This window comes from Streptomyces sp. NPDC039465 (assembly GCF_055639315.1).
The window spans coordinates 78988-99939 of record NZ_JBVKAP010000015.1 but is presented as its reverse complement, the minus strand read 5'-3'; the positions used below and the strand labels follow the sequence as shown (position 1 = coordinate 99939).

22 protein-coding genes, 1 tRNA gene and 1 pseudogene are annotated in these 20952 nt (G+C 71.6%); 17 read left to right on the top strand and 7 right to left on the bottom strand.

Going from position 1 to position 20952, the window contains the following annotated elements; translation table 11 throughout:
* Positions 1–141: 141 nt before the first annotated feature.
* The gene (locus ACZ7LT_RS33125) at positions 142–1533 is read right to left on the bottom strand and encodes a M1 family metallopeptidase (RefSeq protein WP_471239798.1); all 1392 of its coding nucleotides are present in this window, start codon (positions 1531–1533) and stop codon (positions 142–144) included.
* Between the two features lie 88 nt (positions 1534–1621).
* Positions 1622–2161 carry a GlcG/HbpS family heme-binding protein gene (locus tag ACZ7LT_RS33120; RefSeq protein ID WP_471239797.1) on the bottom strand — a complete coding sequence of 180 codons (540 nt, stop codon included), beginning with the start codon at positions 2159–2161 and terminating at the stop codon, positions 1622–1624.
* Between the two features lie 243 nt (positions 2162–2404).
* On the opposite strand from ACZ7LT_RS33120, the gene ACZ7LT_RS33115 reads away from it, so the two are divergent.
* The 6 genes from ACZ7LT_RS33115 to ACZ7LT_RS33090 all read left to right on the top strand — a co-directional run bounded on the left by ACZ7LT_RS33115 (position 2405) and on the right by ACZ7LT_RS33090 (position 7948).
* Positions 2405–3565, top strand: a complete 1161-nt coding sequence (locus ACZ7LT_RS33115) for a sensor histidine kinase (RefSeq protein WP_471239796.1) — start codon at positions 2405–2407, stop codon at positions 3563–3565.
* Positions 3562–4182: a response regulator gene (locus ACZ7LT_RS33110; protein ID WP_471239795.1), complete on the top strand. Its 621-nt coding sequence runs from the start codon at positions 3562–3564 to the stop codon at positions 4180–4182. Before ACZ7LT_RS33115 ends, ACZ7LT_RS33110 begins: the two co-directional genes overlap by 4 nt.
* Before the next feature lie 190 nt (positions 4183–4372).
* A complete protein-coding gene (locus tag ACZ7LT_RS33105; RefSeq protein ID WP_471239794.1) occupies positions 4373–4855 on the top strand; it encodes a hypothetical protein in 483 nt (160 codons plus the stop codon).
* Positions 4856–4947: 92 nt separating this feature from the next.
* A complete protein-coding gene (locus tag ACZ7LT_RS33100; protein WP_471239793.1) occupies positions 4948–5448 on the top strand; it encodes a hypothetical protein in 501 nt (166 codons plus the stop codon).
* 118 nt (positions 5449–5566) lie between these two features.
* Complete coding sequence (locus ACZ7LT_RS33095) at positions 5567–6754, top strand: NAD(P)-binding protein (protein WP_471239792.1); 1188 nt, start codon at positions 5567–5569, stop codon at positions 6752–6754.
* A gap of 195 nt (positions 6755–6949) precedes the next feature.
* Complete coding sequence (locus ACZ7LT_RS33090) at positions 6950–7948, top strand: zinc-binding dehydrogenase (protein WP_471239804.1); 999 nt, start codon at positions 6950–6952, stop codon at positions 7946–7948.
* A gap of 79 nt (positions 7949–8027) precedes the next feature.
* Here the strand turns inward: ACZ7LT_RS33090 and ACZ7LT_RS33085 are convergent.
* Positions 8028–8105 (bottom strand): annotated as a pseudogene (locus tag ACZ7LT_RS33085) (GNAT family N-acetyltransferase); the annotation flags it as partial.
* 474 nt (positions 8106–8579) lie between these two features.
* Between ACZ7LT_RS33085 and ACZ7LT_RS33080 the strand changes: the two are divergent.
* The 7 genes from ACZ7LT_RS33080 to ACZ7LT_RS33050 all read left to right on the top strand — a co-directional run bounded on the left by ACZ7LT_RS33080 (position 8580) and on the right by ACZ7LT_RS33050 (position 13350).
* Positions 8580–9332, top strand: coding sequence for a DUF6879 family protein (locus ACZ7LT_RS33080; protein ID WP_471239791.1), 753 nt, complete (start codon positions 8580–8582; stop codon positions 9330–9332).
* The gene (locus tag ACZ7LT_RS33075; RefSeq protein WP_471239790.1) at positions 9329–10171 is read left to right on the top strand and encodes a helix-turn-helix domain-containing protein; all 843 of its coding nucleotides are present in this window, start codon (positions 9329–9331) and stop codon (positions 10169–10171) included. Before ACZ7LT_RS33080 ends, ACZ7LT_RS33075 begins: the two co-directional genes overlap by 4 nt.
* Positions 10172–10386: 215 nt before the next feature.
* A complete protein-coding gene (locus ACZ7LT_RS33070; protein WP_471239789.1) occupies positions 10387–10515 on the top strand; it encodes a hypothetical protein in 129 nt (42 codons plus the stop codon).
* Positions 10516–10523: 8 nt separating this feature from the next.
* Complete coding sequence (locus tag ACZ7LT_RS33065; RefSeq protein ID WP_471239803.1) at positions 10524–10754, top strand: DUF7848 domain-containing protein; 231 nt, start codon at positions 10524–10526, stop codon at positions 10752–10754.
* Between the two features lie 607 nt (positions 10755–11361).
* Positions 11362–11604 (top strand): hypothetical protein, encoded by a 243-nt coding sequence (locus ACZ7LT_RS33060; RefSeq protein WP_471239788.1) that lies wholly within the window; start codon positions 11362–11364, stop codon positions 11602–11604.
* A gap of 424 nt (positions 11605–12028) precedes the next feature.
* The gene (locus tag ACZ7LT_RS33055; RefSeq protein ID WP_257135201.1) at positions 12029–12160 is read left to right on the top strand and encodes a hypothetical protein; all 132 of its coding nucleotides are present in this window, start codon (positions 12029–12031) and stop codon (positions 12158–12160) included.
* Positions 12161–12165: 5 nt separating this feature from the next.
* On the top strand, positions 12166–13350 hold the full coding sequence (locus ACZ7LT_RS33050; protein ID WP_471239787.1) for a methyltransferase domain-containing protein: 1185 nt from the start codon (positions 12166–12168) through the stop codon (positions 13348–13350).
* A gap of 131 nt (positions 13351–13481) precedes the next feature.
* On the opposite strand, the gene ACZ7LT_RS33045 is transcribed toward ACZ7LT_RS33050, so the two are convergent.
* Both ACZ7LT_RS33045 and ACZ7LT_RS33040 read right to left on the bottom strand, forming a co-directional pair.
* Positions 13482–13958: a GNAT family N-acetyltransferase gene (locus ACZ7LT_RS33045; protein ID WP_471239786.1), complete on the bottom strand. Its 477-nt coding sequence runs from the start codon at positions 13956–13958 to the stop codon at positions 13482–13484.
* 24 nt (positions 13959–13982) lie between these two features.
* Complete coding sequence (locus ACZ7LT_RS33040) at positions 13983–14930, bottom strand: aminoglycoside phosphotransferase family protein (protein ID WP_471239802.1); 948 nt, start codon at positions 14928–14930, stop codon at positions 13983–13985.
* A 61-nt stretch (positions 14931–14991) separates the two neighbouring features.
* Between ACZ7LT_RS33040 and ACZ7LT_RS33035 the strand changes: the two genes are divergently transcribed.
* Positions 14992–16380, top strand: a complete 1389-nt coding sequence (locus ACZ7LT_RS33035) for an NAD(P)/FAD-dependent oxidoreductase (protein ID WP_471239785.1) — start codon at positions 14992–14994, stop codon at positions 16378–16380.
* Between the two features lie 60 nt (positions 16381–16440).
* Here the strand turns inward: ACZ7LT_RS33035 and ACZ7LT_RS33030 are convergent.
* A tRNA-Thr gene (locus ACZ7LT_RS33030) sits at positions 16441–16517 on the bottom strand.
* 182 nt (positions 16518–16699) lie between these two features.
* Between ACZ7LT_RS33030 and ACZ7LT_RS33025 the strand changes: the two genes are divergently transcribed.
* The 3 genes from ACZ7LT_RS33025 (at position 16700) to ACZ7LT_RS33015 (ending at position 19190) form a co-directional block, all read left to right on the top strand.
* Entirely contained in the window at positions 16700–17797 is a 1098-nt protein-coding gene (locus tag ACZ7LT_RS33025; protein WP_471239784.1) for an ABC transporter ATP-binding protein, read from the top strand.
* Between the two features lie 221 nt (positions 17798–18018).
* Positions 18019–18432: a hypothetical protein gene (locus ACZ7LT_RS33020; RefSeq protein WP_471239783.1), complete on the top strand. Its 414-nt coding sequence runs from the start codon at positions 18019–18021 to the stop codon at positions 18430–18432.
* Positions 18433–18473: 41 nt separating this feature from the next.
* Complete coding sequence (locus ACZ7LT_RS33015; protein WP_471239782.1) at positions 18474–19190, top strand: nucleotidyltransferase family protein; 717 nt, start codon at positions 18474–18476, stop codon at positions 19188–19190.
* A 107-nt stretch (positions 19191–19297) separates the two neighbouring features.
* Here ACZ7LT_RS33015 and ACZ7LT_RS33010 read toward each other — a convergent pair whose 3' ends face one another.
* Entirely contained in the window at positions 19298–20842 is a 1545-nt protein-coding gene (locus ACZ7LT_RS33010) for a DoxX family membrane protein (RefSeq protein ID WP_471239781.1), read from the bottom strand.
* Between the last annotated feature and the right edge of the window lie 110 nt (positions 20843–20952).

The window sequence follows — 20952 nt, the reverse complement described above, 5'->3', positions numbered from 1 at the left end:
ACGCTCGGCTGGGAAACCCCAGCCGAGCGCCTGCATAAACTGCTCGCGGCCTGATCAACACGACCACGTGTTGCAACGACCCCTAGAAACCGCCACGCTCCGCCGGGGCCCTGACGCGTCCTCCTGCGGGAGCCACAGCGGCTACGGCTGCCACCGCGGCCTGCCGTCCCCGTAGAGCCAGGCGTCCCACAGCTCGTCGAGGTCCTCCCCGGCCACGTCCTCCACATAGGCGGTGAAGTCGTCGGTGGAGGCGTTGGCGTGGCGGTACATCCGCGGCCAGCCGCGCAGGATCTCGAAGAAGGTGTCGTCACCGACCTCCTCCCGGATCCGGTGCAGGACCATCGCACCCCGCCCGTACACCGGCGGGTCGGAGATCACCTCGGCGCTCGGCGGCTCGCCCGGCGCGAACGCCCAGTTCTCCTCCTCGTCGTAGGCCTCCTGGAAGCTCTCCTCCGCCGGGGTGTCCTCGAAGTCCTCCGCGTACAGCCACTCCGCGTAGGTCGCGAAGCCTTCGTTGAGCCACATGTCCCGCCAGGACGCGGGCGAGACCGAGTCGCCGTACCACTGGTGGGCCAGCTCGTGGACGAGGGTCTCCGTGTCGAAGGCGGACTCGGGGAAGACGGGCCGGGTCTGGGTCTCCAGCGCGTAGCCGACGTCCTCCGTGCGCTCGACGATCGCCCCGGCGGCGCTGAAGGGGTACGGGCCGAAGTTCTCCTCCTGCCACGCCAGCAGTTCCGGGATACGGGCCAGCAGCGGCGCCGCGCGCTTGGCCACGGACGGGTCGGCGGCGGTGAGGACGGGGACGCCGGAGGCGGTCTTCGCGGTCGTCGTCTCGTACCGGCCGATCGCCACGGTGGCGAGATAGCTCGCCATCGGCTCCGCGGAGTGCCAGACGGAGGTGGTGGTGCGGCCGTCGCCGCGCTCGCTCGTCAGCCGGCCGTTGGACATCGCCCGCAGCCCCTGGGGGACGGTGACCGTGATGTCGTACGTCGCCTTGTCGGAGGGGTGGTGGTTGCCGGGGAACCAGGCCATGGAGCCGGTCGGTTCGCCGAGCGCCAGGGCACCGTCCTCGGTCGTCAGCCAGCCCTCCTCGGAGCCGCCCGGGTCGGTGACGGTCTCGGGGACGCCGGAGTAGGTGACGACGGTACGGAAGACCCGGCCCTTGTCGATGTCCGCGCGCGGACGCAGCGTCAGCTCCTTGCCGGCCCGGTTGACGGCGGCGGGGGCGCCGTCGACGCGGGCGCCGGAGACCGTCAGCCCGGTGAGGTCCAGGTTGAAGGCGCTCAGGTGCTGGGTGGCGCGGGCGGTGATCTCGGCGGTGGCGTCCAGGCGGCGCGTAGCGGGGTCGTAGGCGAGGGTGAGCGCGTAGTGCTGGACGTCGTAGCCGCCGTTGCCGAGCTTGGGGAAGTACGGGTCGCGCAGGCCGGCGGCGCCCGGGGAGCCGTCCACGTCCCCGCCGCTGCACCCGCCGGCGAGCAGGGCCAGGGCGGCGGTCAGGGCGAGCAGACGGCTACGGGACTGACGGGACTCCACGCGGTGATCCTATGCGCGGAGCCGGTGGCGGCCCGGGTACGGAGACGGGGGCCGCCACAGGGGCTTGAGGCGCTTGAGGCCCGGGCCGTTACTTGTCGAGCGCCTCGACGCCCGCGCGGGCGAACTTCTCGTCCAGGTCGCCGCTGGGCGCGCCCGCGACACCGATACCGGCGACCGGGGCGCCCTTGACCGTGACGGGCACGCCGCCGCCGAGGAAGAGGGTGCCCGGGATGTCCTTCAGGTTCGGGGCCTGGGCGAGCCGCTTGACCAGCTCGGAGGTGGGGGCGTTCCAGGAGACGGCGGTGAACGCCTTGCGCTCGGCGGACTCGGGGGACTGCGGGCCCGCGCCGTCGCCGCGCAGCGTCACGATGGTGTTGCCGTTGCGGTCGACGACGGCGACGGAGACCCGCTGGTTCTCCTGCTGGGCGGCGTCCAGGACGGCCTGCGCGGCCTTGGTGGCGGCGTCCACCGTCAGGTGCGTGGACTGCTGGAGGTTGCGCTGGGAGACGTCGGCGGTGACCGTCGTCTTGGTCTCGGCAGCCGGGGCGGAGGCGTTCGCGGAGACGGCGCCGAAGGTGCCGGCGGCGAGGGCGGCAGCGGCGGTGGCGCCGATGAGGATCTTCTTCATGGGGACTCCTTGGGACCGGGGAGTTGGCACGGGGATCGGGCGGTTTCGCGCTCTGCATCGATCCTCCGGCCGCTTCCGGGGCCGTACGGTCGACGGAGCGGCTGCCTCCGCCGCGCGGGTCGGCCGACGGCCGGGTCAGCCGATCGGTTGATGCCGACCTGGTCCCGCCGGGTCACCATGGAGGAATCGGCCCAGGTCAGCCCAGGCCGGCCGAGGACCAGCCAGGCAGTGGAGGAGCGAGCGGTGACGGACACGCACGACCCGGATGCCCGCTGGCTGGCGAGGGTCATGCACATCGCCTTCTTCCTCCTCCTCGGCGCGTCCCTGGTCCGGTTCCTGCTGCGGCACCCCTGGGAGGACCGCAGCCCCTGGATCGTCGCCCTCTCCGGCGCGCTGGCCTCCCTGTACGTCCTCGGGCCCGTCCTGGGCACCCGCGCCACCCCCCGCCGGATCGCCTGGCTCTTCACTGTCGTCGCCGTGTGGATGGTCCTCGTCGTCCTCGCGCCCAGCTTCGCGTGGTGCGCGGTGCCCCTCTTCTACACCGGCCTGCGCACCCTCCCGCCGCGCGCCGCGCTCGTCCTCGTCGCCCTGCTCACGGCCTTCGTGGTGGCCGCGCAGATCAAGCTGTCGGAAGGCGGCTTCGATCCGAACCTGCTGGTCGCCCCGCCCGCCGTGGCCGCGATCGCGACCGCCGTCTTCGTCCACGCCGAGCGGCAGGCCCAGCGGCAGCGCGCGCTCATCGACGACCTGATCCGCACCCGCCGCGAACTGGCCGCCACCGAACGCCGCGAGGGCACCCTCGCCGAACGCCAGCGGCTGTCCATGGAGATCCACGACACCCTCGCGCAGGGCCTGTCCAGTCAGCAGATGCTGCTCCAGGCCGCGGAGCGCACCTGGGACAGCGACCCGGCGACCGCGCGCCGCCATGTCCGTACGGCCGAGTCCATCGCCGAGCACAACCTCGCCGAGGCCCGCCGCTTCGTCCACGACCTCGCCCCCGCCGACCTCGCCGAAGGCGGCGGCCTTGAGGAGGCCCTGCGGCTGCTCGCCGCCCGCGAAGCCGCCGGGTTCCGGGTCGACGGGACGCCCGTGGAGCTGCCGGACCGGGTGCAGTCGGCGCTGCTGCGGATCGCCCAGGGCGCGCTGGCGAACGTACGCGAACACGCGCACGCCACCACCGCCGCGGTGACCCTCACCTACCTCGACGACCAGGTCGTGCTGGACATCGCCGACGACGGCCGCGGCTTCGTCCCGCCGAAGGCGGCAGCCGAGCGGGGCGAACGCGGCCATGGCCTGCCCGCCATGCGGGCGCGTACGCGGCAGCTCGGCGGCACCCTCACCATCGAGTCCGCCCCCGGCGAGGGCACGGTCCTGTCCGTGGCGATCCCCCTGGAGACTTCATGACCGTACGGATCCTGCTCTGCGACGACCACGCCGTCGTACGCGCCGGACTGCTCGCCCTGCTCGGCAGCGCGGACGGCATCGAGGTCGTCGGCGAGGCGGGCAGCGGCGAGGAGGCCGTCGCGATGGCGGCGAAGCTCACCCCCGACGTCGTCCTGATGGACCTTCAGCTCGGGCCGGGCATCGACGGGGTGGAGGCCACCCGCCGGATCGCCACGCCCGACGTCCATGTGCTGGTCCTGACCACGTACGACACGGACGCCGACATCACCCGCGCCATCGAGGCGGGCGCCACGGGCTATCTGCTGAAGGCGGAGCGCCCCGAGGAGCTGTTCGCGGCGATCCACGCGGCGGCCGAGGGCCGCACGACCCTGTCGGCACCGGTCGCGGGCCGCGTCATGGACCGCATGCGCGGCGCGGCGCCGCCGTCCCTCACGGACCGCGAACGCGACATCCTGACGCAGCTCGCGCAGGGCCTCGGCAACCGCGAGATCGCCCGGGCGCTGTTCATCAGCGAGGCGACGGTGAAGACGCACCTGGGCCGGATCTACGCGAAGCTCGGCGTGGACACGCGGGCGGGCGCGGTGGCGGTGGCGAAGGAGCGGCGGCTGCTGCCGTAGCGGCGGTGACGGGCGGAGGTGCCGGCTGCCGGCTGCCGTAGCGCGTGCCTCGGGCGGAGGTGCGGCGGCTGCCGAAGCGGCGGCCTCAAGTCTGCGGCGAGAGGGAGGACCCGCCCTCCCCCGTACGGCGGAGGCGGTCCGCCGTACGGGACGAAGCCGGGGACCCTCCTCCCCGGCCAGGCTGTACGGCATGACGACAGCGACCGCTCACCGCCCCCAGTCCCCCGCCCGCACCGCCCGCCGCGCCGCGCACCTGCTCGCGCTCTGCACCGTCCCGATGGGTCTGTGGCGGCTGGTGATGGCGGCGGGTCTGCCCGTCGGCTACAGCGACGAGGTCCTGCGGGACGTCTACGGGATCCCCGGCTGGGGCATCGCCTACGTCGTCGGTCTGACCGTCCTCCAGGAGGCCGCCGCGCTGCTCCCGCTCCTCGTGGTCACCGGCCGGCTCCGCGTCCCCCGCCCCCGTACCGCCGTGGCCGCGGGCTGGGCCATATCGGCCCTGGTGACGCTCTTCTGCCTGAGCCAGCTCGTCCTCAGCTTCCTCGTCGAGCCCGACCCGAACATGTCCCCCACCGGCCACACGGTCCTGAACCTCTGCCTCGCCCCCCTGCTGGCCACGGGCCCCCTCCTCGCCTACGCGACCTGGGCGTACGCCCGGCACCACCGCGCGTGAGCCTCGCGGAACGACGGGAACCACGACGCCGCAATCCGACTCCGCTCACCCGAAAGTGTGGGCGATCTCCCCATCCGTGACACCATCGGACCGTGCTCGACATCGGCTACTCCCTCTCCCGCCGCTTTCCCGACCCTCCGCAGACCGACTACCGCCGCGCGGACGTCCAGGCCCTGCGTCACGACCTCTTCTGCGGTGACGTCTACCTCGCGGACACCAAGGCGGACCGCGAGGTGTCCACAGCCTGGGGATGGGTGCCGGTGCTCGACTTCGCGTGGGCGCTGTGCGACATCGTCGAGCAGCTCGACCGCGACCCACGCGGCAGCCGCGCCGCCCAGCCGCAGTACGCCGAGCTGGACTTCACCGAGTCCACCGACCGGATGCTCTTCGAGCGCCGCTTCGGCTGGGTCGACGTCGAGGCCGACTGGATGCCCGGCGACGAGCCCCCGCTCACCTTCAACCACGCCGAACTGCGCCGCGAGGCCCGCGACTTCCTGCACGACCTGATCGCCGACCTCGCCGACATGCACGAAGGCCTCGCCGACAACCCCGTGATCTGGGACCTCCAGGCCCGCTTCCCCCGCACCCCGTAACCGCCGAAGAAATTCACGGGCGGATGTCGGGCGGATGTCACAGAACCGCGCCCTCCATCCGTCCCCCTTGCGACAGCCCGGCACGACCCCCGTGCCCAGCCCAGCAAGGAGTGACCTCATGCAGCGGATCAGCGTCATCGGCGGCGGATTCGCCGGCCTCACCGCGGCCCTCACCGCCGCCGAGTCCGGCGCACAGGTGAGCCTGTACGAGTCGCACCGCACGCTCGGCGGCCGCGCCCGTACCGCCGAAGGCCCGTACCGCACCAACGAAGGCCCCCACGCCCTCTACAACGGCGGCCCGCACTGGGCCTGGCTCAAGCAGCGCGGCCTGCTCGGCCCGCTCGCGCCCCTGCCGCCGCTCGAAGGCCTCCGCTTCCGCTTCCACCAGGGCGGCGCCCTGCGCCGTACCCCACCGCTCGGCCTGCTGAAGGTCGCCCGCCTCGCCCCCGAGCGGGCCCCCGTCGACGTCGACCACCGCACGTGGGCCACCTCCGTCGCCGGCTCCGAAGCGGCCCGGGCCGCCGGCCACTACGCGGGCGTCGCCCTCTTCCACCACGACCCCGGCGCGCTCTCCGCCCGCTTCGTCCAGGAGCGCCTGCACCGGGCCGCCGCGCTGCCGCCCGAGGCCCACTACATCCGCGGCGGCTGGGGGCGGCTCATCGACCGGATGGCCGCGCGCGCCCGCGAGATGGGCGTACGGATCGAGACCGGCGCCCGCGTCGGGTCCCTGCCCACCGGCGACGGCCCGGTGATCGTCGCCACGTCCCTGGACGCCGCCCGCCACCTCCTCGGCGACGACACCCTGCGCTGGGACAGCGGACGTACGGTCCTGATCGACCTCGCGCTGCGCACCCGCAAGGGCGACCCGTTCATCGTCTCCGACCTCGACGCGCCCGGCTGGCTGGAACGCTTCACCGCCCAGGACCGCTCCCTCGCCCCCGCCGGGCAGCAGCTCGTCCAGGGCCAGCTGCCCATCGCGCCGGACGCCGCCCGGGCCGACGGCCTCGCCCACGCCGAGCGCCTGCTCGACCTCGGCTTCCCCGGCTGGCGGGAGCGTACGCAGTGGCGGCGCGAGGCCGTCGCCACGGGCCGCACCGGAGCCGTCGACCGCCCCGGCACCACCTGGCGGGACCGGCCGGCGATCGACCGCGGCGACGGCGTCTACCTGATCGGCGACCAGGTCGCGGCGCCGGGCGTCCTCTCGGAGGTGTCCTTCAACAGCGCCGTGGAGGCGGTCTCGCTGGCACTGCGCACGGGGGCGGGCGCGGGCATCGGCCGCCGTGGCGTACGGCCGGCGGGCGTCTGAGGCGCCCCGCCCGCAGCCGCGCAGCCGCGCAGCCGCGCAGCCGCAGTCACCGTGGCGCGCAGCCGGCGGGCGTCTGAACCACCCCACCCCGCCACCTCTTGACCTCAACCATGGTTGAGGTCAGAGGCTTGCCGCTGTCACCGCACAGACCGACGTACACCCGCGTACACCACAGGGGAGCCCACCATGCCCGCCATGCACGCCATCCGCCTCCACGCCTTCGGCCCCGCCGAGAACCTCACGTACGAGGAGACCGACGCCCCCGAGCCCGGCCCCGGGCAGGTACGGATCGCCGTCGCCGCGGCCGGGGTGCACCTCCTCGACACCGCCCTGCGCCGCGGGCAGAGGGGGCCCTTCCCCGCCCCCGCCGAGCTGCCCACGATCCCCGGCCGCGAAGTCGCCGGCACCGTCGACCGGCTCGGCGAAGGCACCGACCCCTCCTGGCTCGGCCAGAAGGTCGTCACCCACCTCGGCCTCGCCCCCGGCGGGTACGCCGAAGTCGCCGTCGCCGACGCGGCCCGGCTCCACCCCGTCCCCGACGGCCTCGACGAGGCCGAGGCCGTCGCCATGATCGGTACCGGCCGCACCACGCTCGGCATCCTCCAGTTCGCCGACCTCGGACCCGACTCCGTCGCCGTCGTCCCGGCCGCCGCCGGCGGCATCGGCACCCTGCTCGTCCAGTACGCCAGGCACACCGGCGCCACCGTCATCGGCCTCGCCGGCGGCCCGGCCAAGGTCGCCCAGGTCGAGCAGAACCGCGCCCACCTCGCCGTCGACTACACCCTCCCCGACTGGCCCGAGCGCGTACGGGAGTTCCTCGGCGACCGGCACGCCACCGTCGTCTTCGACTCCGTGGGCGGCGCCACCGGCCGCGCCGCCGTCGACCTCCTCGGCAAGGGCGGCCGGCACCTCGTCTTCGGCTGGTCGGCCAAGGGCTCGCACGACGGCGAACCCCTCACCTTCACCGACGAGGAACTCGCCGCACGCGGCATCACCTCGCAGAGCGTCCTCGGCCCCGTCATGATCCAGAAGGCCGGCGGAAACGTCCGCACCCTGGAGACCCAGTCCCTCGCCCTGGCCGCCGAAGGCATCCTCCGCCCCGCCGTCCAGCGCTTCCCCCTACGGGAGGCAGCCGCCGCCCACCGCGCACTGGAGACCCGCGGCACGATGGGCAAGGTGGTCCTGGAGCCGTAGAAACCGGCCGCAGGAGGCGGCCATAGAAAACACGGCGGCGGCCACCCGGCCGCCGCCCGCGCTCACGACACGAGCCCGCTCACGACCCCAGCTCGGCCAGCGCCTCGTCCGTCAGCCGGTACACCGTCCACTCGTCCTGCGGCTTCGCGCCCAGCGACCTCAAGGAGTCGGACGACGCATATCAGGGGCGGCAGCCCGGGGGCCCAGCGCCTCTAGGTGACGGCTGACGACAGACGGCCGACGGCTCCGCATCCTGGAGAGCTGGCCTGACGCTGAGTGACCGTTCCGCGGCTGTCCTGTGCGTCCCTTGCGTCCGTTTCGACCTGGGGTGTACCCCCTTCCGGAGCGGCTGGGACATCGAAGAGTGATAGCGGCTCGGTCTCTGTACGGGTTCCAGGGTCCGCCAGGGCATTCTGCTGCTACTCCGCATGACCGCTGACATGCGAGAACTCCACTTCAGCCGAACTGGTGAAGGGACCGTAACGGGGGTTTCGGGACCACCGCCCGGCGCCGAAGAAGGACGCCAGGCCGTGATTCGCGAATATTCGAGAATCACGGCGGACAGAACGCCACTGGTGGCTCCATCCTGGGCACGGCCCGACCGGGTCATCTGGGCGAGAGGGGAACGACGTTGGCAAGGCGACTTCGCTTCATCGGCACCAACTCCGGCAACGACGGCTGTCCGACGCTCTACGAAGACCAGGACACGGGGGAGGTCTTGGTCCAGGGAGACGCTGTGACCGACCCCGAAGACGTGGCTCAGCTCCGCAACGTAAAGCCCGGCGAGGGGTTCGTGATGGTGCCCCGTGTGCTCCTGGCCGACTTCGCCCCGAGGGATGTAGACCGGGTGCCGACGATGATCAGCTTCGAAGAGTTCGGCGGGATGTTCCCCACCTTCGAGCACACCGCCTGGCGGCTGGAGACCCGCCGCCGGTACGCGTCGGACGAGGAGACGGAGACGTACATCCGGTTCGCCCGGGGCGAGGATGCCGGATGGGACCTGAATGACCCGTGGTGCGCGTCCCGGCGCGAACAGTCCGCCCTCGGCAAGCGGTTCGAGCGCGTACGCATCGTGGACAACCCGCCGACCCTCGGCCAGCGGTACCTCTTGGACAACGCCCGGCGCAACAGCGCCGTGGGAGAGGACATCCGCAACCTGTGGCGGAGCGACGCCGAACGGCTGAAGCTCCCCGACGAGGACTTCTGGCTGTTCGACTCGCGCGTCATCGCACGGCTTCACTTCGACGAGGACGACGACATGACCGGCGTCGAACTCGTCACGGACCCCGTGGAGGTCCTGCGCGCCTGCCAGGCCCGCGACGCTGCTTGGCATCACGCCATCCCGTCCGACCAGTTCGCGGGACAGGTACCTTCCACCGAGTGAGCACCGACTTCCAACAGGCCCGGGTGGCCCTCGGCGCGCGGCTCCGTGAGCTGCGCGCCGCTCGGGGCTATACAGGGCGGGAACTGGCGTCGGTGCTGCATTGGCCCCAGTCCAAGGTCAGCAAACTGGAGACCGGGCGCCAGACGGCCACGACTGACGATCTCCAGGCATGGGCACAGGCCACCGGGCACCCGGACTCCGCCGATGAACTGATCACCCGGCTACGGACCCTGGAGTCCCGATCACGCTCCTGGCGGCGCCAGCTCGCCGCCGGGCACAAGCCCGTCCAAGACACTCTCAGTGCAGAGTACGAGCGGTCCAGAACACTCCGGGCCTGGCAGGGCTCCATGGTCGTCGGGATGCTTCAGACACCCGACTACGCCCGCCACGTGTTCTCCCAGTACGTCGACCTCCACCAGTCCGTCCGGGACGTGGAGGAAGCTGTACGGGCACGCGTGCGACGCCAGGAGATGCTGTACGAGCCGGGGACGAGCTTCCACATCGTCATGTGGGAGGCCGCCCTTCACGCCCTGGTCTGCCCACCGCTGGTGCTGGCCGCCCAACTCGACCGGCTCATGGGTGTTCTCGGTCTCGACACCGTCACCTTGGGAATCGTTCCCCTCGGCGCCCCTCTCAGGCTTCCGCCGGCCAATGCGTTCTGGCTGTACGACGACCGCTTGGCCATCGCCGAGGACTGGCACGCGGAACTCTGGCTGGACGATGCCCCGACCGTCGGGGTGTACCAGCGGGTCTGGCAGACCCTTGCCGACTCCGCTGTCTACGGGCCCGACGCCCACCGCGTGATCACCCGCGCCCGCCGGGCCCTCGACCTCACCTGAGAATCACGCCGAAGACGACCCGGCATCGCTCGAATCAAGGCGAATCAGCGCCGCCCGATAGGGCTCCGCGCTCCTAGCGTCCCCATGGGCCGAGGCATTCGGAGCGCTGGAGGGGACGGTGAGGCATGACCGAGGAGTGGAGACCGACCGTCAGTCGGTACGCAGTGGACGCGAAAGGGACGCTGGGTCGGGTGGACCGCCGGTACGAGGGAAGCGTGTACCTGCGTCCGCCGGGAGGCGGCCGGGAGTGGGCGGTCCCGCCGGAGGAGCTGCGGGGGCCGACCCCGGAGGAGTTGGACCAGGTCCGCGTCTTCACCACTCCGGTGTTGGCGGTGGAGTCGTGACGGTCCGGATGGTTCTCCGGTTCGTGACGCACCGGATCAAACGGCACCCCGACTCGGAGGCCACGGCGTCGGCCAGGTGCCTGCACGGCGAGTGCGACTGGGAGGCCAAGCCCAGCACCAAAGTGAACGAGGTGGACGACCAGTGCATGGAGCACACCGGCCTGCACAGGGACCACACGATGTTCGCTCGGACCTTTGAGGACGTGGCCCTGGTGGAGCGGCTGGAGGGCACGGCGTGAGGTGGCTCCCGGCCCTGGCGGTCACCGTCGCCAGCGCCGTGAGTGTCGTGGCCCTGGCCGTGGCGGTCTCCACGCGGTGACCTGGTCGCGGCTCGGGTGGTCCACCGCCGCCTTCATCGTCTGGGCGGCCGTCGCGTTCTTCCTGACCGCCCACTGAGATTTCCGCACGCTCCCGCCGGACGGCGGACCAGGGAGCGAGCGGAGGACACCCCGCTCTCCCGGTCCGTGAGTCGGGCCGGACTGGGAGAGCGGACACCACGGAAGCGAGTGCACTCATGGTGATTCGTCGCCAACCGGACCGCCTGGTCTGGGTAGGGGACCCGCTGGGGTTACCCGTTGAAATGGGCATCGATCGGCGGCGTCTGGCCATCGACATCCGGCCCGGGAACCGAGTGCGGGTTGGCTCCACCTGGCGCATGGCGCTGGACGTGACCCGCCGAACTCGGGGCGCGCGAACCTGGGTGGTCGTCGACTGGGCCGGACCGGTACCGGCACGCACGCTCAATCACGGGGCGGACCGGGTCCACGTGGACGACCCGGTCCACATCCCGGCCGCTCCGGAGGAGATGCAGATGGTCTGCACAGACGGAGTCAGGAAGTGGGAGCCGTGAACGATGGCCCGTTCCCTGCCGATCAGGTGGCCGCCCTGGCGCCGGAGATGCAGGTGCAGTACCACCTTCTGATCACGCCCCGCGCCGGCCCGGCTGATCCAGCCCGTTGTGGGCAGTGTGGGGAACTGCGCGAGACCATCGCACAGGGCGTCGGTTTCAGGGAAATCATCGAAGTGGCCGCCCTCCATGCCCGCTACGGCCACCCCAGCGCCCCTCTGCGGACGCCGTTCTACCCCTAGGCTCCCCGCCGCCGACACGGCGGGGCCGTGCAGTCCTGCGAGCGACTAGCCGCCCGATCCGGATCGGGCGGTGACAAACTCCCCCGCGCGGAGATGTCCACACAGGCGCCCCCGAGCCTCCACAACGGTGCCGTCGGCGCCCTCCAACGCCGACGGTGGGGGACTGCACAACACGGGCCCAATCATCGGACTTCCATCCCGTTGGCCGTGGCCGGGCCCGCTCACGAACTCCGCTTCCTCGGTCAGGCCCTTTTCTGCGGGGACCGTCCCGAGCCGGGGAAGCGGGCCAGACCCCTCCGCACGGGAACCGCCGGAGGGAACATCCGCCCCAGGTGGGACGGCCCCACCCGGGTCGGCCCGGGGCGGGCACATCCCGAGCCGACGAGGCTCGGGCAGGGCATTTCGTATCCGAGAGGAGCCCAACATGGGTTGGGGAACGGGTAAGGGTGGCAGCGGTGGCAACGGCCAGCACTCCGGGGGGAAGGACCCGGGCACGTCCAAGCCGTCGTCGGACACGGCCAAGCCGAAGGACCCGCCGAAGCACAAGAAGGACTAGCACCGGTGACGACACCCGACCTGTCGGCGTCTGAGCAGATCGCCATCCGCGATCTGCTCGGCGCGGTGAACACCGCACTGGAGACGCCGTTGGCTCCCGAATGGGAGCGGGCGGCCTGGGCGGTACCCCGCCACCACTTTCTCCCGGAGCGCATCTATCTGGGGGAGGACCTGACGCCCTGCACCCGCACCAAGGCACCCGAGACGTGGCTACGGGCCGCGTACGCGGCCGACTCCGTGGTGACCCAGGTCAACGACGGCCACGACCCTGGCGACGGGGAGCGGTGGGCGTCGTCGTCCGCGTCGGACCCGTCCATCGTGTTCCGGATGCTCGACATGTTGGACGTGGCCGACGGTCACAACGTCCTGGAGATCGGTACCGGGACCGGATGGAACGCGGGTCTCCTGGCCCACCGTGTGGGTTCGGAGAACGTCACCACGGTGGAGGTGGACCCGGTCCTGGCGACGGACGCGGACGCGCGTCTGCGGAAGCTGGGCCTGGAGCCGGAGGTCATCTCCGGGGACGGCGCGCGGGGCCACTCCGCGGCCGGCCCGTACGACCGGGTGGAGGCCACCTGTTCCGTGCGGTCCGTCCCCCGGGCCTGGGTGGAACAGACGCGGCCGGGCGGGGTCATCCTCACACCGTGGGAGACGCCCTGGCTGTGCTACGGCCTGTTGCGCCTGAAGGTGGGCGTACAAGGCGACGCGTCGGGACGGTTTTCTCCCCACTCCGCGTTCATGCTCATGCGGAACCAGCGCACGGATCTGCGGATCTACCGGGACGTGGTGCGCGATGACCACCAACCGGACGAGTCGCGGACCACGTTGTCCCCGTGGACCGTCACGGGCGATGACTTGGCGGCCCAGTTCGCCATGGGCCTCCAGCTCCGTGACGTGTGGTGGACCTGGCACGACAACCCCGACGTGGACGGGGTGGACTCCAGGCTGTGGGTCGCGACGACCGACGCCACGTCCTGGGCGGCCGTGGACTGGGACGGGAAGTCGGACGACCAGTTCACCGTGTGGCAGTACGGCACCCGGCGTCTCTGGAACGAGGTGGAGGCAGCCCACGCCTGGTGGACCCACGCCGGCCAACCCGGACCCGAACGGTTCGGACTGAGCACCGCCCCCGGTACCCGTGAGTGGGTCTGGCTGGACACGCCGGACCGGCCGCTCCCGAACACCGGCTGACCACCTCATGACCGGCCCCGGTGGTCCGCTTCCCCCGTGGCGGATGGCCGGGGCCCTTCCCTAGTACCACCTTGCCCGTCCTGGTTGCCCCAGGCGGGCGTCCGTCGGGGCATAGTGCGACCCCGTGAGCCCTACCCGCCCGTCCCCAGCCTGTGGAGAGCGTCATCCGTCAGCCGGTTCACGGTCCACTCCTCCATTGACACAGCTCCGAGCGACTTGTAGAACTCGCGGGCAGGCAAATTCCAGTCCAGGACCGACCACTCCAGCCGCTCGTAGCCGCGCGCCACACAGATCCGCGCCAGCTCCGTCAGCAGCGCCTTCCCGTGCCCGCCGCCCCGCTTCTCCGGACGGACGTACAGGTCCTCCAGATAAATGCCGTGCACCCCACGCCACGTGGAGAAGTTCAAGAACCACAGGGAGAACCCGGCCACGTCCCCCTCGGCCGTCTCCGCGATGTGCGCGAACGCGGCCGGACGCTCACCGAACAGCGCCTCGCGCAGCTGCTCCTCGGTCGCCTTCGCCTCGTCCAGCGCCCGCTCGTACTCGGCCAGCTCACGGACCATCTGGTGGATGACAGGGACATCGTCAGGTGTCGCATTACGAATCATGCGGTCAGCCTGCACGCCGCCGGGTCACCGTGCCAGCAGATTCCGAGCAATGAGCACCTGCTCCTCGTCCAGTTCGGGCTCCTCGCCCTCCTCCACCGCGTCCTCGATGTCCCACAGACCGTTCTGCAGCACCCGCCCCAGCGACCAGGCCCGCGCCCGCTCCCGGTCCAGGTCCAGCACCTCCGTCATCAGATCGAACCGCCGCAGCGTCTGCGCCGGATCGAAGTTGTCCGTCAGCGCCGGCAGCAGATCGAAGCCGGGATCGCCCGCCAGCGGCTTCGGGTCGATCGCCAGCCACGGCTCGCGCGGATCGTCCGGGTGCGCGGCCAGGATGTTGTCGTAGTGCAGGTCCCAGTGCAGCAGCCGGTCCCCCGGCTCGCCCACCACTTCCCGTACCGCCGCCGCGCAGTCCAGCAGCACCCGCCGGTCGTCCTCGTCCCCGAGGAGCTTCACCGCGTCCGGCACCTCGGCGAGCATCGTGCCCGCCACCTCGCCGAGCCCCCGCAGCCCCGCCGGCGCCTCCACCGCCACCAGCCGCGCCAGCAGCTCCGCCAGGATCTGGACGGCGGCCCGGTCGTCCTCCATCGTCGACAGATGGCGCGTCTCGTCCAGCCGCTCCAGCAGCAGCGTCCCGGTCACCGGGTCCTCCGCCAGCAGCCGCACGGCCCCCTCGCCGCCCCAGGTCCGCAGCGCGAGCCCCTCACCGGCGCTCTCCTCGTCGAGGAGTTGCAGCTTCAGCGCGGCCGGCACCCCGTCGTCGGCCCGTACCACCGGCAGCACCAGCGACGCCCATCCGTACATCGACGGGCCGGTCAGCCGCAGCCCCCACTCGTCGAGGAACCGCTCGGCCCGCGCGGGCAGCTCCGCGATGAAGGCACGGCCCGCGTCACCATTGAACTGAGCCTGACTCAGCACCAGCTCTTCAGGAATCTCGATCACACAGCCGAGGCTACGACCCGGGCGGGGGAAGATCGCGGGGATATCCAGTAGCGTCCCACCACCACTCCCACCGGCAGGGACAGAGGAAGACAGCATGACGGTCAACGGCGGCATATCGTTCTGGTACGCGCAGGAAGGCGTCCCCGCCCCCCGCGAACCGCTCCCCGGCGACACCCAGGCCGACGTCTGCATCGTCGGCGGCGGCTACACCGGGCTCTGGACGGCGTACTACCTCAAGAAGGCCGTTCCCTTCCTCAACATCGTCGTCCTGGAAGCCAAGTTCTGCGGCTACGGCGCCTCCGGCCGCAACGGCGGCTGGCTCTACAACGGCATCGCCGGCCGCGACCGCTACGCCAAGCTCCACGGCCACGACGCCGCCGTCCGGCTCCAGCAGGCGATGAACGACACCGTCGGCGAGGTCGTCGACGTCTGCGCCGCCGAAGGGATCGACGCGGACATCCACCGCGGCGGCGTCCTCGAAGTCGCCCACAACCCCGCCCAGTTGGCCCGCCTCAAGGAGTTCCACGCCACCGAGCTGAGCTACGGCGAGAAGGACCGCGAACTCCTCGGCGCCCGTGAGACCGCCGCCCGCATCCGCGTCGCCGGCGCCGTCGGCTCCAGCTGGACCCCGCACGGCGCCCGCCTGCACCCCGTCAAACTGGTCACCGGCCTCGCGGCGGCCGTCGAAGCCCTCGGCGTCACCGTCCACGAATCCACCCCGGTCTCGGAGATCCGCCCCAAGCACGCCGTCACGCCGTACGGCACGGTCCGCGCGCCCTACATCCTGCGCTGCACCGAAGGCTTCACCCCGAATCTCAAGGGCCACAAGCGCACCTGGCTCCCGATGAACTCCTCCATGATCGCCACCGAGCCGCTCCCCGAGGAGACCTGGGCCGAGATCGGCTGGGAGGGCCGGGAAACCCTCGGCGACATGGCCCACGCCTACATGTACGCCCAGCGCACCGCCGACAACCGCATCGCGCTCGGCGGCCGCGGCATCCCGTACCGCTTCGGCTCCCGCACCGACAACGACGGCCGCACCCGGCCCGCCACGATCGACGCCCTGCGCGAGATCCTCGTCCGCTTCTTCCCCCAGCTCGCCGGCGCCGGCATCGCCCACGCCTGGTCCGGCGTCCTCGGCGTCCCCCGCGACTGGTGCGCCACCGTCACCCTGGACCGCTCCACCGGCCTCGGCTGGGCCGGCGGCTACGTCGGCTCCGGCGTCGCCACCACCAACCTCGCCGCCCGCACCCTGCGCGATCTGATCCAACAGGACTCGGGCCAGTCCGGCCCCACGGACCTCACCGCCCTCCCCTGGGTCAACCACAAGGTCCGCCGCTGGGAACCGGAGCCCTTCCGCTGGCTCGGCGTCCACACCCTCTACGCGGCCTACCGCACCGCCGACCGCCACGAATCCACCGCCCCCACGGCAACCACGGCCCCCCTCGCGAAGGCCGCCAACCGCATCTCGGGCCGCCACTAACGCCCAAAACACAAGTGTCCCGGATCAGTGTGATCCGGGACACAAGATTGGCGGAGCCAGTGGAGCCCCCTGTCGGGTTCGAACCGACGACCCCCGCTTTACAAGAGCGGTGCTCTGGCCAGCTGAGCTAAGGAGGCGCTGGGCATGAGTGTAACCGGAGGAGGCCTCACCCCGGTCGAGAATTTCGGCGGCCGCGAGTGCTGACAGATCGGACAGCGGAAGGTAGCGTCTCCGGGAGTTCACCCAGGTGGACTAGACCTCAATCCTTCCTTTACTCGGATCGTCCGGCACGTTCCTGCCGGTGAAGGGACACATCACCATGGCCTCTGTCACGTTCGACAAGGCGACCCGGCTGTACCCGGGTTCCACCAAGCCCGCCGTCGACCAGCTCGAGATCGAGATCGCGGACGGCGAATTCCTCGTTCTCGTCGGCCCCTCCGGCTGCGGCAAGTCCACCTCCCTGCGCATGCTCGCCGGGCTCGAGGACGTCAACGGCGGTGCCATCCGCATCGGGGACCGCGACGTCACGCACCTGCCGCCCAAGGACCGGGACATCGCCATGGTGTTCCAGAACTACGCGCTCTACCCGCACATGACCGTCGCCGACAACATGGGCTTCGCCCTCAAGATCGCCGGCGTCAACAAGAGCGAGATCCGCACCAAGGTCGAAGAGGCCGCGAAGATCCTCGACCTTACCGAGTACCTCGACCGCAAGCCCAAGGCGCTCTCCGGCGGTCAGCGGCAGCGCGTCGCGATGGGGCGGGCCATCGTGCGGGAGCCGCAGGTGTTCCTCATGGACGAGCCGCTGTCCAACCTCGACGCCAAGCTCCGGGTCTCCACCCGTACGCAGATCGCCTCGCTCCAGCGCCGGCTCGGCATCACCACGGTGTACGTCACCCACGACCAGACCGAGGCCCTCACCATGGGCGACCGGGTCGCCGTGCTGAAGGACGGCCTGCTCCAGCAGGTCGACACCCCGCGCACGATGTACGACCGCCCGGCCAACCTCTTCGTCGCCGGCTTCATCGGCTCCCCGGCCATGAACCTCATCGAGGTCCCGATCACCGACGGCGGCGTGAAGTTCGGCAACAGCGTCGTCCCGGTCTCCCGCGAGGCGCTCTCCGCCGCCGCCGACAAGGGCGACACCACCGTCACCGTCGGCATCCGCCCCGAGCACTTCGACGTCTCCGGCGCCGAGAGCGACGAGGGCCTGGCCGTCACGGTCAACGTCGTCGAGGAGCTCGGCTCGGACGGCTTCGTCTACGGCTCCACCCGGGTCGGCGGCGAGGACAAGGACCTGGTCGTGCGGGTCGGCGGGCGCTCGGTCCCGGCGAAGGGTTCCGAACTGCACGTGGTCCCCCGCCCGGGTGAGATCCACGTGTTCTCCACCTCCACGGGTGAGCGCCTCAGCGACTGATCCCGGCGTTCCGCGGGCGATCCGCGGCCCCCGTACCACCGAAAGGCCCCACGCGCCGCGTGGGGCCTTTCGCGCACCCCGCACTTATGTCGACAAATACCCCGGCAGACCGCCCAATTCGGACTCTCGCGTCAACATCCGATTCGAAAAGAAACCTCGAACCATCCCCCGCGAGGGTGACTAAATGTCTCCTAATCATCACTGGCCGCTACGCTCGCCCCGTGACCCACTCAGCCCGCCGAATCGGCCGCTCTCTCGCCCTCGTCCTGCCCGTCGTCCTGGTGCTCTCCGGAACGCTTGCGGTCACCGCCGTTCCGTGGGCGAACCAGGGCTCGGGGAACCAGATGCTCACCGCATCCTCGAAAGACGTCTCCGCGCGCGCCAAGTCGCGTGCTCCGCAGGATATTCTCCGCGACCGCCTTCTCGCAGAGCTTCAGGAGAAGGACCCCGGCGTCGCGTTGACGAGCCTCCAGCGCGAGGTCGAGCACACCCCGTCGCTCGCCAAGCACTGTGTCGCCATCGCCCGCGCCCTCGGCCGGGCCGCCGTCAAGCAGTACGGCCCCACGCGCGCCCACTCGTTCTCCCGCCCCGTCTGCGACACCGCATACGCCTCGGGCGTCATGTACCAGAGCTGAGCCTTCACTGCCTCTCAGCCGGTACGCATATCGTGCGCGGTATGCATACCTCACCGACGCAGGCCGTGATCCTGGCGGGCGGCCAGGGCTCGCGACTGCGCCCGTACACCGACGACCGCCCCAAGCCGATGGTCGAGATCCCGGGCACCGGGACCCCGATCATCGGCCATCAGCTTTCCTGGCTCGCGTCCGAGGGCGTCACGGACGCCGTGGTCTCCTGCGGCCATCTCGCCGAGGTGCTCCAGGAGTGGCTTGCCACCGCCGAGCTGCCGCTGCGGGTCAAGACGGTCGTGGAGACGGAGCCGCTGGGGCGCGGCGGCGGCCTGCGGTACGCGGCGGCGCATCTGCCCGACCCCGAGCAGCCCTGGTACGCCACCAACGGTGACATCTGGACCCGTTTCTCGCTGCGCGAGATGGCCGCGTTCCACGAGGAGCGCGATGCGACGGCGACCCTGGCGCTGGCCCGGCCGCGCATTCCGTGGGGCGCCGTGGAGACCGACACGTTCGGCCACATCACCGACTTCATCGAGTCCCCGCCCTCGCCGTATCTGATCAACGCCGGGGTGTACGTGTTCTCCGCGGCGTTCACGGCGCTGCTGCCCGAGAAGGGCGACCACGAGCGCACCACCTTCCCGCGGCTGGCCCGGGAACGGCGGCTGGCGGGCTTCCCGCTGCCGCAGGGGGCGTACTGGCGGGCCATCGACACCGCGAAGGACCTGACGGAGGCCGCGAAGGAACTGGCCCTCCAGACGCCCTGAGAGACGCCCCCAGTCGGGTCGCCCCGGCACACGAGAAGGGCGGCCACCGCATCACGCGGTGGCCGCCCTTCGGCGTCCGTACGTCGGCCCGTACGTCGGCCGTTCCGTCAGCCCAGCAGGCCGCCGATCGGGTTGCGGTTGTCGCCGCCCGTCGAGCCGCCGTCGCCGGAGCCGCCGCCCGTGCTGCCGCCGCCGCCCGAGCCGCCGCCCGTGCTGCCCGAGGAGGACGGGCCGGCGCTGGTCGCCCGCGGGGGCGCCGGCTGGGACTGCTGGGGCGAGCTGGCGCCCTGGGTGGCGCTGGGGCGCGTACCGCCCTCGATGCGGCCGCTCTCGCGGACCGTGTCCTCCGGGGAGGGCTTCTCCGTCTTGGGGCGCTCGGCGGTTTCCGAGGCGGAGGGCTTGGGCCGCTTGGAGGGGGCCTCGGAGGTCGGGCCGCTCCGGCCCGGCTCCTGCGGCAGCGGCTGTCCGGGCAGGTGGTTGACCGGGTCGTCGTTGGGTCCGGGGACGGTCACCATCTCCGTGGACCGGACGGCCCCGCCGAGCACGGAACCGACGAGCAGGGTCAGTCCGACGACCACGGCGGCGACGAGCGAGCCGCGGCGCAGGACGCGCCGGCGCAGGGCCCACAGCGGGGAGCGGGGGCCGAGGCGGCGCCAGGCCTCCCCGGCGAGGCGGCCGTCGATGGAGTAGACGGGCGCGCCCGCGATGATCAGCGGCGACCAGGCGGCGAGGTAGATGATGTCGGGCGCGTCGTAGACCGGGACGGTCTTCCAGCTGACGGTGAGGATCAGCGCGGCGGAGAGCAGGGCGCCGATGACGGCGGCGACCCGCTGCCACAGGCCGAGGACGGTGAGGACGCCGACGACGACCTGGAGGAAGGCGACGGTCAGTCCGGCGCCGACGGGGTGCTGGAGGGCGAAGTCCCGCAGCGGTTCGGCGAGGGCCCAGGGGTGGAGCGAGTTGAGCCACTTGACCATGGAGCCGCGTTCGCCGCCGTCGAAGTAGACGGGGTCGCAGAGCTTGCCCATGCCGGCGTAGATGGAGATGAAGCCGAGGAAGACGCGCAGGGGGAGCAGGACGACGCCGAGGTTCATGCGGCGCCCGGGGTAGTAGGCGTGCCGGACGGGGTCGTTGCCGTGGCGCTGGCGGCGTACTTCGAAGCCCTCGTCCTCGTCGGGCTCCTGCTGGTACGACTCGTACGCGGCGTATTCGTCGTAGGCGCTCTCGGCGCGCCGCATGGGCGGCAGCAGGGGTGTGGCGGTGGTCGGTGCGCGCCGGCCGGCGGGGACCACGGGGTTCTCCATGGTCTCGGTGGTGAGGCCGATGCGCGGGATGACCTGCGTGGCGCCCGTGTCGAGTGTGCCGACCGCGGTGTTCTCCCGGACGGCCTGGAGCAGCCCGGTGGCGCCGGGGTCTCCGGGGGCGGAGCGGCCGCTCCATACGACGGGGGCTCTGCGTCGCCCGGCACCGGCTCCGGTGAGCTCGGTGGCGCGGGCGCCCGCGGGGATCTTCGGCTTGTGCGCCGGGGCGAGCTGGACGCGGAAACTGGCGTGGTTCACGATGACCTGCGCGGGATCGCAATGCACCTTGACCATGCTCAGCGCAGGCTGATCGTCGAACCCCGGCCGGGGCGTTCTGGTGTCCACACTCATCTAACCGAGTGACGCGGGTTTAGGACACTGCCTTGACGGCCGGTAAATGTCCGAGACCCGTCAAGATCGCCGGGTATGGGAAAGGGCCCTGATCAGAGCGGTGTCCGCGC

What these genes read in the sequence shown, in the direction of transcription:
- ACZ7LT_RS33120 (WP_471239797.1), bottom strand. Translation starts at nt 2,161, where the DNA reads ATGAAGAAGATCCTCATCGGCGCCACCGCCGCTGCCGCCCTCGCCGCC.
- ACZ7LT_RS33110 (WP_471239795.1), top strand. Translation starts at nt 3,562, where the DNA reads ATGACCGTACGGATCCTGCTCTGCGACGACCACGCCGTCGTACGCGCC.
- ACZ7LT_RS33105 (WP_471239794.1), top strand. Translation starts at nt 4,373, where the DNA reads ATGACGACAGCGACCGCTCACCGCCCCCAGTCCCCCGCCCGCACCGCC.
- ACZ7LT_RS33095 (WP_471239792.1), top strand. Translation starts at nt 5,567, where the DNA reads ATGCAGCGGATCAGCGTCATCGGCGGCGGATTCGCCGGCCTCACCGCG.
- ACZ7LT_RS33090 (WP_471239804.1), top strand. Translation starts at nt 6,950, where the DNA reads ATGCACGCCATCCGCCTCCACGCCTTCGGCCCCGCCGAGAACCTCACG.
- ACZ7LT_RS33065 (WP_471239803.1), top strand. Translation starts at nt 10,524, where the DNA reads ATGGTTCTCCGGTTCGTGACGCACCGGATCAAACGGCACCCCGACTCG.
- ACZ7LT_RS33055 (WP_257135201.1), top strand. Translation starts at nt 12,029, where the DNA reads ATGGGTTGGGGAACGGGTAAGGGTGGCAGCGGTGGCAACGGCCAGCAC.
- ACZ7LT_RS33045 (WP_471239786.1), bottom strand. Translation starts at nt 13,958, where the DNA reads ATGATTCGTAATGCGACACCTGACGATGTCCCTGTCATCCACCAGATG.
- ACZ7LT_RS33035 (WP_471239785.1), top strand. Translation starts at nt 14,992, where the DNA reads ATGACGGTCAACGGCGGCATATCGTTCTGGTACGCGCAGGAAGGCGTC.
- ACZ7LT_RS33025 (WP_471239784.1), top strand. Translation starts at nt 16,700, where the DNA reads ATGGCCTCTGTCACGTTCGACAAGGCGACCCGGCTGTACCCGGGTTCC.
- ACZ7LT_RS33015 (WP_471239782.1), top strand. Translation starts at nt 18,474, where the DNA reads ATGCATACCTCACCGACGCAGGCCGTGATCCTGGCGGGCGGCCAGGGC.
- ACZ7LT_RS33010 (WP_471239781.1), bottom strand. Translation starts at nt 20,842, where the DNA reads ATGAGTGTGGACACCAGAACGCCCCGGCCGGGGTTCGACGATCAGCCT.